The organism is Achromobacter sp. 1014246743 (assembly GCF_059760725.1).
In genome coordinates this window covers 23,096-36,515 of sequence record NZ_JCBANA010000069.1, presented here as the reverse complement: position 1 = coordinate 36,515, position 13,420 = coordinate 23,096, and the positions used below count along the sequence as shown (strand labels likewise).

General features: G+C 69.3%; 16 protein-coding genes. 12 read left to right on the top strand and 4 right to left on the bottom strand.

Annotated features, from left to right (window positions below; all coding sequences use genetic code 11):
• On the bottom strand, window positions 1–1,400 hold a 1,400-nt coding region (locus AC6LJ2_RS24205), incomplete at its 3' end, for an NYN domain-containing protein (RefSeq protein ID WP_498152349.1).
• Window positions 1,401–1,531: 131 nt separating this feature from the next.
• Between AC6LJ2_RS24205 and AC6LJ2_RS24200 the strand changes: the two genes are divergently transcribed.
• The 11 genes from AC6LJ2_RS24200 (at window position 1,532) to AC6LJ2_RS24150 (ending at window position 9,845) form a co-directional block, all read left to right on the top strand.
• Window positions 1,532–2,122, top strand: a complete 591-nt coding sequence (locus AC6LJ2_RS24200; protein WP_498152348.1) for a GNAT family N-acetyltransferase — start codon at window positions 1,532–1,534, stop codon at window positions 2,120–2,122.
• A gap of 213 nt (window positions 2,123–2,335) precedes the next feature.
• Window positions 2,336–3,202 carry a motility protein A gene (locus AC6LJ2_RS24195; protein ID WP_263913117.1) on the top strand — a complete coding sequence of 289 codons (867 nt, stop codon included), beginning with the start codon at window positions 2,336–2,338 and terminating at the stop codon, window positions 3,200–3,202.
• Window positions 3,199–4,239 (top strand): OmpA family protein, encoded by a 1,041-nt coding sequence (locus tag AC6LJ2_RS24190; protein ID WP_498152347.1) that lies wholly within the window; start codon window positions 3,199–3,201, stop codon window positions 4,237–4,239. The genes AC6LJ2_RS24195 and AC6LJ2_RS24190 overlap by 4 nt, the downstream gene beginning before the upstream one ends.
• A 124-nt stretch (window positions 4,240–4,363) precedes the next feature.
• Window positions 4,364–4,750 (top strand): hypothetical protein, encoded by a 387-nt coding sequence (locus tag AC6LJ2_RS24185; protein WP_263913115.1) that lies wholly within the window; start codon window positions 4,364–4,366, stop codon window positions 4,748–4,750.
• Complete coding sequence (locus AC6LJ2_RS24180) at window positions 4,747–4,938, top strand: helix-turn-helix transcriptional regulator (protein ID WP_263913114.1); 192 nt, start codon at window positions 4,747–4,749, stop codon at window positions 4,936–4,938. Before AC6LJ2_RS24185 ends, AC6LJ2_RS24180 begins: the two co-directional genes overlap by 4 nt.
• A gap of 115 nt (window positions 4,939–5,053) precedes the next feature.
• The gene (locus AC6LJ2_RS24175; protein WP_263913113.1) at window positions 5,054–5,407 is read left to right on the top strand and encodes a YciI family protein; all 354 of its coding nucleotides are present in this window, start codon (window positions 5,054–5,056) and stop codon (window positions 5,405–5,407) included.
• Window positions 5,408–5,572: 165 nt separating this feature from the next.
• Window positions 5,573–5,986 (top strand): YciI family protein, encoded by a 414-nt coding sequence (locus tag AC6LJ2_RS24170; RefSeq protein ID WP_263913112.1) that lies wholly within the window; start codon window positions 5,573–5,575, stop codon window positions 5,984–5,986.
• Between the two features lie 22 nt (window positions 5,987–6,008).
• Window positions 6,009–6,416 (top strand): VOC family protein, encoded by a 408-nt coding sequence (locus AC6LJ2_RS24165; protein ID WP_498152346.1) that lies wholly within the window; start codon window positions 6,009–6,011, stop codon window positions 6,414–6,416.
• Window positions 6,413–7,711 carry an RNA polymerase sigma factor gene (locus AC6LJ2_RS24160; RefSeq protein ID WP_498152345.1) on the top strand — a complete coding sequence of 433 codons (1,299 nt, stop codon included), beginning with the start codon at window positions 6,413–6,415 and terminating at the stop codon, window positions 7,709–7,711. Before AC6LJ2_RS24165 ends, AC6LJ2_RS24160 begins: the two co-directional genes overlap by 4 nt.
• A gap of 129 nt (window positions 7,712–7,840) precedes the next feature.
• Window positions 7,841–8,719: an AraC family transcriptional regulator gene (locus tag AC6LJ2_RS24155; RefSeq protein WP_445656580.1), complete on the top strand. Its 879-nt coding sequence runs from the start codon at window positions 7,841–7,843 to the stop codon at window positions 8,717–8,719.
• A 166-nt stretch (window positions 8,720–8,885) separates the two neighbouring features.
• Window positions 8,886–9,845, top strand: coding sequence for a DMT family transporter (locus tag AC6LJ2_RS24150; RefSeq protein WP_263913109.1), 960 nt, complete (start codon window positions 8,886–8,888; stop codon window positions 9,843–9,845).
• Window positions 9,846–9,906: 61 nt separating this feature from the next.
• Here the strand turns inward: AC6LJ2_RS24150 and AC6LJ2_RS24145 are convergent, their stop codons facing one another.
• Together AC6LJ2_RS24145 and AC6LJ2_RS24140 are read right to left on the bottom strand one after the other, a co-directional pair.
• Window positions 9,907–10,578 (bottom strand): HAD family hydrolase, encoded by a 672-nt coding sequence (locus tag AC6LJ2_RS24145; protein WP_263913108.1) that lies wholly within the window; start codon window positions 10,576–10,578, stop codon window positions 9,907–9,909.
• Window positions 10,579–10,745: 167 nt separating this feature from the next.
• Window positions 10,746–11,954 carry an MFS transporter gene (locus tag AC6LJ2_RS24140; RefSeq protein ID WP_498152344.1) on the bottom strand — a complete coding sequence of 403 codons (1,209 nt, stop codon included), beginning with the start codon at window positions 11,952–11,954 and terminating at the stop codon, window positions 10,746–10,748.
• Window positions 11,955–12,061: 107 nt separating this feature from the next.
• Between AC6LJ2_RS24140 and AC6LJ2_RS24135 the strand changes: the two genes are divergently transcribed.
• Window positions 12,062–12,964 (top strand): LysR family transcriptional regulator, encoded by a 903-nt coding sequence (locus AC6LJ2_RS24135; RefSeq protein ID WP_498152343.1) that lies wholly within the window; start codon window positions 12,062–12,064, stop codon window positions 12,962–12,964.
• A 22-nt stretch (window positions 12,965–12,986) separates the two neighbouring features.
• Here AC6LJ2_RS24135 and AC6LJ2_RS24130 read toward each other — a convergent pair whose 3' ends face one another.
• Entirely contained in the window at window positions 12,987–13,415 is a 429-nt protein-coding gene (locus AC6LJ2_RS24130) for a GNAT family N-acetyltransferase (protein WP_263913105.1), read from the bottom strand.
• Window positions 13,416–13,420 lie beyond the last annotated feature (5 nt).

Genomic DNA, 13,420 nt, shown 5'->3' with positions numbered 1-13,420 from the left:
TGACGGGACTGCGCCGATTCCGCAGCGGCAGCGTCCGCGGCAGGCGCCCCCCTGGCCGGGGCCTGCGTCGACGCCACGGTCGACCCGGTTGATTCCGCAGCAGCCGCTGTCGCGTGGCGGGCGCTCTTGGCCGCCGTACGTCCGCCACGCGAACCGCGCCGGCCCTTGTTGTCGGCAGGCGGCGCGGCATCGGACGACGGCGGCGCAGAAGGCGCCTCGAACGGCGATTCGCTGCCGGCCGGCCCCGAGAACGCGCCCGCAGGCATCGATTGCCCCGCGTCGGCCTCAAATGCCTGCGACGGCGCGGCGGCCGGCTCTACGCCCCACAGCGGCAATGCCACGGGCTCATCCCCCTCGCGGCCCGAGTCATGACGCCCCGAGGCGCGGCCCGTGCCCCCGCGGCCGCCCCGGCCACCCGAGGCCTCCGGCTGCTTGCGGCCGCCGCGTGCATGGCGGGCCGGCCTGGCGTCGGCCTCGTCAGCCGTGGCGGCCTCTGGCGAGGCGTCAGCGCCCGCTGCCGTCGACGCCAAGGCGCGCACGGCGGACTTGCCGCCCGCCCGCGCCTGCCCGCCGCCCGCGGTGTCGCGGTACACGTAGGTGCCCGATTTTTCTTCGCGGCCCACTTCCAGGAAACCGCGCGACTGGGCCTCGTCCAGCAGGTTGCCGAACGCCCGAAAGCCGTAGTAGGACTCGTTGAAATCCGGGCGGCGCCGCTTGAGCGCGTCTTTCAGGGCGGAGGCCCAGATCTTGCCGCTGTCGCCGCGTTCGGCCATCAGGGCCTCGAAGGTCTCGACCACCATGTCCACCGCCTGGGTCTTGCGGGCCTCGATCTCTTCCTTGCGGCGGCGTTCTTCGTCCGGCGAACGGCGCTGGGCGGGGCTGGCCGCGCCGCGGTTGTCGCGGCGGGCGTCGGCGGCGCGCTGGCCTTCGCGGGCCAGGTCGTCATAGAAAATGAATTCGTCGCAATTGGCGATCAACAGGTCCGAGGTGGATTGCTTGACGCCCACTCCGATCACCTTCTTGTTGTTCTCGCGCAGCTTGGACACCAGGGGCGAGAAATCGGAATCGCCGCTGATGATGACGAAGGTGTTGACGTGCGACTTGGTGTAGCAGAAGTCCAGCGCGTCGACGACCAGCCGGATGTCGGCCGAATTCTTGCCTGATTGGCGCACGTGGGGAATTTCGATGAGTTCGAAATTGGCCTCGTGCATGGGCGCCTTGAATTCCTTGTAGCGTTCCCAGTCGCAATAGGCCTTCTTGACCACGATGCTGCCCTTGAGCAGCAGGCGCTCGAGCACCGGGCGGATGTCGAACTTCTGGTATTTCGTGTCGCGCACGCCAAGCGCCACGTTCTCGAAGTCGCAAAAAAGCGCCATGCTGACGTTTTCGTTGGCATTCATATTCTTCTCCGTTGCTGCGGCGGCCGGGATGCTGCCAATGACCGCGCAGCACCCACGGCCTTCTGCCGCGATATGTCGCCCATGATATACATATCCGCTCGCCCCACCCCGGCCCCGAACGACCCGCCCCCATGCCCGACGCCGCCGCCCTGCCCACGCTTGCCACCGACCGCCTGATCCTGCCGCCGCTGTGCCTGGACGACGCACCGGCCATCCAGCGCATCTTTCCGCAATGGGAAGTGGTGCGCTACCTGGCGGACCAAGTGCCCTGGCCCTACCCGCCGGACGGCGCACGCACCTACGTCGAACGGGTGGCGCTGCCGGCGATGCGGCGCGGCGTGCAGTGGCACTGGTCGCTGCGCACGCGCGCCGAACCCGACCGCCTGATCGGCCTCATCAGCCTGATGCAGGACGACCCCGGCAACCACCGCGGCTTCTGGCTGGACCCGGACTTTCGCGGCCACGGTTACATGACCGAGGCCAGCGAGGCCGTCACCGGCTATTGGTTCGAGGTGCTGGACCAACCGGTGCTGCGGGCGCCCAAGGCCGTCGCCAACGACGGCTCGCGCAACCTGTCGCGGCGCACCGGCATGCGCCTGGTGGCCACGGAAGAACGCGGTTTTGTCTCGGGCCGCATGCAGGCCGAAGTCTGGGAGATCGCCCGCGAGGAATGGCGGGCGCGGCGGCAACAGGCTGCCCGCCCGGCCGGGGCCGCGGATTGACGGCGGGCGATCCCGCTTCGGTTCGCCCCGTAATCCGCCCCTGTTTTTTCTGCCGGGACGCGCCCCGGCGCGCCCCCTGAAAAGCGGTTTAAGCCGGCGCTTACCGCCCCTTTCGCCCCGTTTTCTTCCCGATTGGCCGGCCCGGTCCGTGGCTAGAATTTGCCACCATCCGGCATTCCGTGAACGGAGTGCCCCAGCTATCGGGCAAGATCCATGAATCCGTCTACCGTCATCGGCGCCGTCGTCGGCCTGCTTACCCTGGTTATCGTCGTGGCGCTGGCCGCCACCGACCCGGGCCTGTATTTCAACCTGCCGGGCCTGGCCATCGTGCTGGGCGGCACCTGCGCCGCGCTGTTCATCGCCTACCCGCTGTCCGAAGTGATGCGGGTGTTCAAGCTGGTGGTGACGGTGTTCCGCAACGACCAGCATGACCAGCAGCGCGACATCGAAGAACTGGTGACGATGGCGCAGCTGTGGATGAACACGGACGTGCACAAGGTCGAGCAGGAGCTGAAAAAGGTCACCAACCCGTTCCTGCGCACCGGCGTGCAGCTCATCATCGACAACACCCCGGAAGAGCAGATCATCGAGCTGTTGCAGTGGCGCGTGTCGCGGCTGCGGGCCCGTGAAATGGCCGAGGCGCAGATGTTCCGCGTGATGGCCACGTTCGCGCCCGCCTTTGGCATGCTGGGCACGCTGATCGGCCTGATCAACCTGATGGCGGTGCTGGGCGACGGCAGCATGACGATGATCGGCCAGCAGCTGGCCATCGGCCTGATGACGACCTTCTACGGCATCTTGCTGGCCAACCTGGTCTGCAAGCCGATCGCCGTGAAGCTGGAACGCCGTACCGCGCGCCGCGTGGAATCCATGAACATGGTGCTGCAGGGCATCGCCATGATGTGCGAGAAGCGCGGCCCGGCCGTGGTGCGCGAAACGCTGAATTCGTTCGTGATGCACGTCGAAGACGAAATCTACGACGGCGGCGCTTCGGCCCCGCGCGCCAAGGCCGAAGGCCAGGTGGCCCCGGCCGCCGCCAAGCCCGTATCCATTACCCGCCCCGCCGCCGCGCGCCAATGAGCCTGATTTCTCCTTCCCTGGCGCAGCGGATCGAGCAGGCCCGCCAGGCCCAGATGCGTGCGCAGAAGGCGGCGGCCAACAGCGGCTGGCGCCCCAGCAAAAGCGACCGCAAGGACCGCTACGCCCGCTGGCACGTCGAGGAAACGGTCGAGCAGGACGCCGAGAACTGGCTGCTGAGCTACCTGGACCTGATCACGCTGCTGCTGGCCATGCTGGTGGTGCTGCTGGCGGTGTCGCGGCTGCACGGCGGCTTCTACGAGGCCGGCGACAAACAGGTGGACCTGGTCGGCACGCTGGCGACCAAGGGCCTGCCGACCTATGACGGCGAGTATTCCGAATTCGATGCGGTCGCCATTCCGGCCAGTTGGGCGGAACCGCCCGCGCCGGTTGCCGCGGCCGCCGCGGAAAGCTCCGAACCGCCGGCCGACGGCGTGGTGGTGGCCGATGCCGCCAAGCCGTTGAAGGCGCCGTCCAAGGAATCGCTGGGCCTGGGCGACCTGGGCAAGTCGGTCGATGTCATCATCAACGAGCAATCGGTGAGCTTTCGGATCAGCAACGAACTGCTGTTCCCGTCGGGCCAGGCCACGCTCAGCCCGGCCGGGCTGGACGTGATCAAGCGCCTGGCCGTGATTTTGAACAAGAACGCCTACCAGGTGTCGGTGGAAGGCCACAGCGACCCCGTGCCGATCCAGACGCGCCAGTTCGCCTCGAACTGGGAACTGTCCAGCAGCCGCGCCACCAGCGTGCTGCGCGAACTGGTGCGCGACGGCGTGGCGGGCAGCCGCCTGCGCGCGGTGGGCTATGCCGAAACGCGTCCGATCGAGTCGAACGACACCCCCGCGGGCCGCGCCGCGAACCGCCGGGTGGAACTGATCATGGACATCACGGCAGCGCAACAGCCGGCCCAGCCCAAGGCGGCAGACGCAAAAACGGCACAATCCTCGACGGCCCGGACCCGCGCGTCCCAGGCCGGCGTTGCCCCGGCGGCCACGGGCCAGGCGCAAGCCCCTGCTGCGGCCCCGCCCGGCAATTCCTGACCTCACGTCAGCACAACCGGCTTCGGCCGGTTTTATTTTTGCCACCCATGTAAAGCAACCTTGACACACCGACACCCCACCCCCAGAATGTCAAGCACGCTTTACACAATCGGAGATTGCCCTCATGAATCAGAAGCTGGCCCTGCGCCGCTATCTCAAGGAATTCGGCGTCGCGATGGCGCTCTACGCGGCGTTGGTAGCCGCCTCGGCGTATGCCGGCGCACGGCTCGAATCCGGCGCCTTGCGCACCGCGCTGCTAGCCAGCCCCGTGCTGGGCATCTTGCTGATCATCCGTTCCGTGGTGCGGCAGATCCGCCAATCCGACGAGTTCATGCGCAAGACCACCGTCGAACACCTGGCCGTTGCTGCCGCGATCACCGCCGGCGCCACATTCACCTACGGCTTCCTGGAGCTGGCCGGCTTTCCCAAGCTGAGCATGTTTTTTGTCTGGCCCCTGATGGCCATCGCCTGGGTCGGCGCCAGCACCATCACCTACCTGCGCAACCGATGAAAAACATCATCCGCGACCTGCGCGCCGAACGCGGCTGGAGCCAGGCAACGCTGGCTGAACAGCTGGACGTGTCGCGCCAGACCGTCAACGCCATCGAAACCGGCCGCTACGACCCCAGCCTGCCGCTGGCCTTCGCCATCGCCCGGGTCTTCGGCATGCCGCTCGAACGCATTTTTCCGCAGGACTGAATCGGGTCGCCAGGCCCCGAAGCGGGGCCTCCCGGCGCGCGCCAAACCGCTGTAATCTGGCGGCCTGCCCCTGCCTTGCAAGCGCGCCCCGGGCGCCGTTCACCAGGAAGAATCCATGCCGTACATGCTGCTGATTGTCGAACCGACGGGCCAACGCGCCGAGCGCACGCCGGAAGCAGGCCGCGAGGCCTACGCGCAGATGCTGCGCTATGCCGAAGGCCTGCAGTCGCGCGGCCTGCTGAAAGCCGCCGAATCGCTGAAATCCGACGCCGAAGGCGTGCGGCTGCGGGTACGGGGCGGCCAGCGCACGCTGGTCGACGGCCCGTTCGCCGAAGCCAAGGAAATGATCGGCGGCTTTTTCCTCTTGACCACCGACAGCCGTGACGAAGCCTTGAAGCTGGCGGCCGAGTGCCCGGCCGCCCAGTGGGCCACGGTCGAAGTGCGGGAACTGGGGCCCTGTTTCCTGTAAGGCCGCGGCCGGGCGGCCGTAGGCGGACACCGGCCAGCAGCCGCCCCGTTGACTAGGTATTTACCCTAGATCAGGGATGGCGATGTCGATTTGCCGCTGCGCCATGCGTCGTGCCGGTACAAGCCCCGAATCGTGGGGCCTTGCCACCGACACCAGGAGACTGCAATGCGATTCATGATCATCGTGCGCGCCACGTCCGACAGCGAAGCCGGCTTGCTGCCGGATGCCAGCCTGCTCGCCGCCATGGGCACCTACCACGAGGCCCTGGCCAAGGCCGGCGTGCTGCTCGATGCCAACGGCTTGCGGCCCACGTCGGCCGGCTGGCGCATCCAGTACGACAGCAAGGGCCAGCGCAAGGTCGTGGACGGCCCCTTTGCCGACACCAAGGAACTGATCGCCGGCTACACCCTGATCCAGGTGCGATCGCGCGAAGAAGCCCTGCAATGGACGCTGCGCTTTCCCGAACCGTTCCCCGACCAGCCGTGCGAAATCGAAGTGCGCCAGCTGTACGAACTGGACGACCTGGGCGCCGGCGAGGCCATCGAGCGTTTTCGCGCCCTGCCCGGCAACGGCCGCTGATTCCCCTGAACCGAGACACGCCATGCACAAACAGATCTTCGTCAACCTGCCCATCCGCGACATGCAGAAGTCGCAGGCCTTCTTCAAAAGCCTGGGGTTCACCTTCAATCCGCAGTTCACCAACGACCAGGGCGCCTGCATGGTGGTGGGCGACAACATCTACGTGATGCTGCTGGTGAAACCCTTCTTCCAGGGCTTTACCGGCAAACCCATCGCGGATGCCACGCAAAGCACCGAAGTACTGATCGCGCTGTCGTGCGAGTCCCGCGCCGAAGTCGACGACCTGGTGGCCCGCGCCACCGCTGCCGGCGGCACCGCGCCGCGCGCGCCGCAGGACCACGGCTTCATGTACAGCCACGGCTTTGACGACCTGGACGGCCACATCTGGGAGGTGTTCCACATGGTGCCGGGCGAGACCCCGCAGGCATGACCCCGCCGGACGCCGCCGCCACGCACCGCGCCATCGAGGCCGTCTGGCGTATCGAAGCCGCCAGCGTCATTGCCGGCGTGGCGCGCCTGGTGCGCGATGTCGGGCTGGCCGAAGAACTGGCCCAGGACGCGCTGGTGGCCGCGCTGGAGCGCTGGCCGACCAGCGGCGTGCCGGACAACCCGGGAGCGTGGCTCATGACCACCGCCAAAAACCGCGCCCGCGACCGCCTGCGGCTGGACGCCATCCACCACCGCAAGCACGAGCAGATCGGGCATGAACTGGAAGCGCTGCAGGCCGACGTGGAACCCGATTTCGTCGACGCGCTGGATGCCGCGCGCCAGGACGACATCGGCGACGACCTGCTGCGGCTGGTGTTCACGGCCTGCCACCCGGTGCTGTCCACCGAGGCGCGGGTGGCGTTGACGCTGCGCCTGCTGGGCGGGCTGTCCACGGCCGAGATCGCGCGTGCCTTCCTGGCGTCGGAATCCACCATCGCCCAGCGCATCGTGCGGGCCAAGCGCAGCCTGACCGCGGCCGGCGTGCCCTTCGAGGTGCCCGGCCCGCAAGAGCGCGGGGCGCGCCTGGCGTCGGTGCTGGAAGTGATCTACCTGATCTTCAATGAAGGCTATTCCGCCACCTCGGGGCAGGACTGGATGCGGCCGGCGCTGTGCGACGAAGCGTTGCGGCTGGGGCGCATCCTGGCCCAACTGGCGCCTTTGGAAAGCGAGGTGCACGGACTGGTGGCACTGATGGAATTGCAGGCCTCGCGGCTGCATGCCCGCAGCGACGCCCAGGGCCGCCCGGTGCTGCTGCTGGAGCAGGACCGCGGCCGCTGGGACACGCTGCTGATCCGCCGCGGCCTGGCCGCCCTGGCGCGGGCCGAAGACCTGGGCGGCGCCGACGGGCCTTATGCGCTGCAGGCCGGCCTGGCCGCCTGCCATGCGCGGGCACGGCAGGCCGAAGACACTGACTGGCCGCGCATCGTGGCGCTGTATGACCGGCTGGCGCAAGCCATGCCGTCGCCGGTGGTGGAACTGAACCGCGCGGTCGCCGTCGGCATGGCCTTCGGTCCGCAGGCCGGGCTGGACCTGGCCGACGAGTTGGCCCGCGATCCGTCGCTGGCCAACTACCACTGGCTGCCCAGTGTGCGCGGCGACCTGCTGGCCAAGCTGGGCCGGCGCGCCGAAGCCGCGGCGCAATTCGAACGCGCGGCCGGCATGACCCAGAACGCCCGTGAACGCGAGATGCTGCTGGCGCGGCAGGCGGCCATGCAGGAGGGCGAGGCGGAAAAATAGTGCCACGACCCTGGCGCCGGGCGGATCCGCCCCCGCTGGCGGGTCCGAGTCGCCCCCCACGGGCGGGCATTGGTCTGACGTTTGCGGCACGCGCGGCCACGGCGCGACCGATCATGTTTAAATTCCTGGATGGCTTCCCTGTTGCCTTCCCCCCGCGGCGCCGCCGCGCCCGCCGAGCCGATCATCGCCGGTGTGCCGCAGGCGTTCGACCATCCCGACGACCGTGCCGAATTTCGCCGCCAGGCGCATCGGCCCGGCGTCGAGCTGTACCGCGCCCACATCATCCGCCACGCCTTCGAGCCGCATACACACGAAGCCTTTGGCCTGGGCGCGATCGAAGCCGGCGTCGAACGCTTTCGCTACCGCGGCGCCGAGCACCTGGCCCCGTCCGGGTCGGTGGTGCTGATGAACCCCGACGAACTGCACACCGGCCAGGCCGAAACCGAAGGCGGCTGGCGCTACCGCATGGCCTACATCGACCCCGCCGTGGTCGCGCGGGTCACCGGCGAAGCCGATTGGTGGTTCGATTGCGCCGTGGGCCACGACGCCGCCAGCGCGCAGCGCGTCACCGCGCTGCTCGACGCCTTGTGGCAGGCCCGCGAACCGCTGGCGTTCGACAGCGCCCTGTACGCGCTGCTGACGGAATTTCGCCGCCACGCCCGCGTGCCTCGACCCTTGCAGGCGGCCGCCGTGCCGCGCTTTGCCCGGGTCATCGACTACCTGCGGGCCAACCTGTCGCGGCGCCTGTCGCTGGAAGAACTGGCCGACGTGGCCGGGCTTAGCCCATTCCATTTCCTGCGCAGTTTCCAGGCGCAGCACCACGCCACGCCCCAGCAGATGCTGATGGCGCTGCGCCTGTTCGAGGCCAAGCGCCTGCTGGCCGCGGGCGAAACCCCGGCGCAGGTGGCGCTGGCTGCCGGGCTGACCGACCAGGCCCACCTGACGCGGGCGTTCACCCGCCGCTATGGCGTGACGCCGGCCCGCTATCAGAAGCAAGTGCGCGCCTAGGGCCTGCCCACAAGAAAAAGCCGTCTCGCGCAGGCCCTGGTCCGCCACCCGCCGGCACGGCCCTGCCGACGGCATGCCCCCCGACGCCACAGCAATCTGGTACAAGACCCGCCCCGCCCTCATCGCTAGACTGCCCGTCTGTATTGAATTCGCGATGGGAGTCTTTATGTGGGCAGGAACCTTGTACGCGCTGGCGGCCGGCCTGATGTGGGGGCTGGTGTTCGTCGGCCCGCTGTTGCTGCCCGAATACCCCGCCGCCCTGCAATCGGTGGCACGCTACCTGGCATTCGGCCTGATCGCGCTGCCGCTGGCCTGGCTGGACCGCCGGGCCCTGCGCCAGCTGACCCGCGCCGACTGGATCGAAGCGCTGAAGCTGGCGGCGATTGGCAACCTGCTCTATTACCTGTGCCTGGCCAGCGCCATCCAGCGCGCCGGCGGCCCCGTGCCCACGATGATCATCGGCACGCTGCCCGTGGTGATTGCCATCTGCGCCAACCTGCGCAATGCGCGGCGCGACGGCCGGCTGCCCTGGAAGCGGCTGGCGCCGTCGCTGGCGCTGATTGCGCTGGGCATCGGCTGCGTCAACCAGGTCGAGTTGCAGGCGCTGCGCCAGGAGGCCGACGCCGACCTGACGCGCTACGCCATCGGCGCCGTGCTGGCGCTGGGCGCCGTGGCCTGCTGGACCTGGTACCCCTTGCGCAACGCCGACTGGCTGCGCGACCACCCCGGCCGCAGCCCGCGCACCTGGGCCACCGCCCAGGGCGTGGCGACGCTGCCGCTGGCGTTGGCCGGTTATGCCCTGCTGTGGGGCGGCATGGCCGCCACCGGCAGCGGCTTTGCCATGCCGCTGGGGCCTCGGCCCGAGGTGTTCCTGGGCTTGATGATCGTCATCGGGCTGTTCTCGTCGTGGCTGGGCACGCTGTGCTGGAACGAAGCCAGCCAGCGCCTGCCCACCGCCCTGGCCGGGCAACTGATCGTGTTCGAGACGCTGGCGGCGCTGGCCTACGCCTTCATCCTGCGCGGCAGCCTGCCGCAGCCGTTGACGCTGGTGGGCATCGCGCTGCTGGTGATCGGGGTGCTGCGCGCAGTGCGGGTCAAGCCCGAAGCCGTGCCCGCGGCGGCCTGACCGGGGTGTCGTCACGGCAGTGGCATCACGGCAGTGGCGCAACGGCGTTGACCGCAGGCGACTAAATGATGTCCGTCAGCCGCCGCAGATCGTCGATGACCTCGAACGCGCCTTCGTCCAGCAGGCGCTGGCGCTGGTCCGGGCCGTTGTGCGAGGCGCCCACATAGCCCACCGCCCGCATACGCGCGGCCCGGGCGGCGCGCACGCCGGGCACGCTGTCTTCGACCACCACGCAGTCCAGGATGGCGGCGCGCATCTGGCGCGCGGCGAACAGAAACACATCGGGTGCGGGTTTGCCGTGCGCCACCTGCGCCGTGCTGAAGACGTGCGGCGCGAATGCATCCCACAGGCCCACCAGCTTGAGGGCGGCTTCCAGCTTGGGCGGGGTGCTGCTGGACGCCACGCAGAATTCGATGCCGCGCTCGCGCAGCGCGGCCAGGGTTTCGCGCACGCCGGGCAGCGCGCGCAGTTCCTGGCGGAAGGTGTCTTGCAGCCGGTCGGCGTATTGGCGCGGAAAATCCTCGGGCAGCACACGCGCGTTTTCGTCTTGCAGCGTCTGCCACATGTCGGCGTCGGGAATGCCGGCAAAGCGCCGGGCGGCCTCTTGCGGCGTGATCGCAATGCCGTGTTCGGCCAGCGCGCGCGACTGGGCGCGCGCGGCAATGATTTCGCTATCGATCAGGACACCGTCGCAATCGAAGATGACCAGGCGCGGGACAGGCGTAAAAGACATGGTGGCTCCAGGAAGGACGAGCTTGCATGATAGGCCCGACGCGTGACCGCTGCACGGGCGTGCGGCGCGTGCGCGGCCACCGCCATGCCTGCCTTGCCGGTATCGCCCCGGGCTATCGTTCCGTGCCGATGGCGCCGTCCGGATTGCGCCAACGATCCTGCCTGCGCCTACAACCCCGCCCCGCCCAGCCGGCGCAACCGCCACGCGATGAACACGCCGCCCAGCGCCGCGGCCGCGACGATCAGCGAGGCCTGCGCCCAGCCATAGCGGTCGATCACGCCGCCCACCGTGACCGGGCCGATCACCTGGCCCAGGTTGCTGCCCATCATCACCAGGCCGACGGCCGAAGCCGTCAGCGCCGGCCGGGGGGCCACCAGCGGCGCGGTGCCCAGCAGCGTGGCCGGGATCAACCCGCCCACCGCCGAAAACAGCACGCACAGGAGAAAGGTCGGCATCGCCGGAAACACCGATCGGAAGATCAGCAGCGCCACCACGCCCATCGCCGCGCTGGCGCAGGCGATCAAGGTAGACCGCCGCCAGCCGCGCGACAGCAGCACGCCCGCCCCCAGGTTGCCGATGATGTTGGCGGCGCTGGCCGCCGCGCTGTACAGCCCGGCGGTGGCCAGCGGCAGGCCCAGCTTGTCCATCAGCAACACCGGCAGGAACGTGAACAGCGCAAAGAACATCAGGCTGTAGAGCGTGAACGAGGCGGCCAGCAGCAGCGGCCCGGTGGCGCCCAGGGTGTCGGTGGTGTCCTGGCGCAAACCGGCCCACGACAGCCCCTTGCCGCCCGGGGTGGCCGGCGCCAGCGCGGCCACGCAGGCCAGCGCCACCAGCACCGCGGCCCCGGCGCACCACCAGTAGGCGTGCCAATCGCCAAACGCCTGCGAGGCCAGCATGGCCACGGCCATGCCGGTGGGCATATAGCAGCTCCAGAGCGCAAAGGCCAGGTCGCGGCTGGACGGCAGCACGATGCGCTGCAAGGCCGCCGGCCCCGCCACGGTGATCAGCAGGAACCCCAGGCCTTCAACCACGCGCGAGGCCAGCAAGGGGCCATAACCCGGCGCCAATGCGCCCGCTGCGGTGCCCAGGGCCGTGGCCAGCAGGCCGCACAACAGCATGCGGCGCGCGCCGAACCGCGCGATGATGCCGCCCGCCGCAATGCCGCCCAGTACGCCCAGGATCGAGAACACGGCCGTCAGCGTGCCGATGGACGCCAGGTCCAGCCCCAGGTCGCGGCGCAAGAGCGGCGCCGCGATGATGACCTTGCCCACCTGCAACGACGCCACGACGCCTGCGCCCACGATCGCCAGCACCGCGCCCCAGCGCGTGACTGCCGGCTGGCCGGCCTGCGCCGCGTCTTCTGCCTTGTCCATCCTTGCCTCTCCTCGCTTGGCGAAGCCACCAGCATGCCGGGCGGAGCCGATTCTGATAAGTGATAATCTTTTGATGGAACCGATCTAAAAAACAGATCAAGCCCCCGATGATAGACGCCCTGACCCTGGACCAGCTACGCGTGTTTGCCGCCGTGGCCGACACCGGCAGTTTCCGCGCCGCCGCGCGGCAGTTGGCGCGGGTGCAATCGGCCGTCAGCCACGCCATTGCCAACATGGAAGCGCAGTTGGGCGTGCGGCTGTTCGACCGCAGCGGCCACCGCCCCGTCATGACGCCCGAAGGCCAGGCCTTGCTGGCCAATGCGCGCGATATCCTGCTGCGCGTGGATGCCATGCGGGCCCGCGCCCAGGGGCTGGGCGAAGGGGTCGAGCTGGAACTGTCGCTGGTGGTGGACACGCTGTATCCCATTGCCCAGGTGGGCGCCGCGCTGAACCGGCTGCGCGCGGTCTATCCGTCGGTAGCCACGCGCGTGGCGGTGCTGCCGCTGGGCGGGCCGATTGCCGCGCTGCTGGCCGGCAGCCACCAGCTGGGCATCGTCGCGGGCGAGCATTTCCGGCATCCGCGCATTGCCTTGCAGGCGCTGTCGTCGATACAGATGGTGGCGGTGGTGGGCGCGGGCCATCCCTTGGCCGCGCGCGTGGCCGACGGCCAGCCGCTGGCCACGCCCGACCTGGCCGACCATGTGCAAGTGGTGCAGACCGATCCGTCCACGCTCAGCGACGGCCGCGACTTTGCCGTGCTGTCGCCGCAGACCTGTCGGGTCAGCGGGCAGGACACCAAGCATGCGTTGATCCTGGCCGGCGTGGGCTGGGGCCGGCTGCCGCTGTGGCTGGTGGAACGCGACCTGGCCGAAGGCCGCCTGCTGCGCCTGCCCGCCGGCGGCCTGGGACGCGGCAGCCAGGTGGCGACCGAGGTCTACCTGGCGCACCGCATCGACCAGCCGCTGGGGCCGGCGGCGCGTACGCTGGCCGCGGCGCTGGCGGCGGCTTGAACGCGCCGCGCCGCAAGGCCTTTCAGCGCTGGCAGCGCTTCATCAGGTACTTCGGCGATTCCTCGTAGCCCTGGCGGTAATAGAAGCGGTGCGCGTCCACGCGCCGTTCATGGCAATGCACTTCGATGCGGTCGCAGCCGCGCGCCACGGCCAGCGAGGCGGCCGCCTCTTCCAGCGCCCGGCCCACGCCGCTGCCGCGCGCCGAATCGCTGACGCAGAAATAGGTGATGCGGCAGAAGTCGCCCGGCAAGGCCAGCTGCACCATGAAGTGCAGGCCGATGAATCCCAGCAGCCGGCCGCCGTCCTCGGCCACCAGCAGTTCGGCGTCGCGGTGGCCCAGCAGGCGCTCGATTTTCCCGGGCACGAACGCCTGCGTACCGGGATAGCCCAACTGGGCCAGCAGTTCAACGATGTCGGCGCTGTCGCCGACCTCTGCATTGCGGATGATCATGTTGC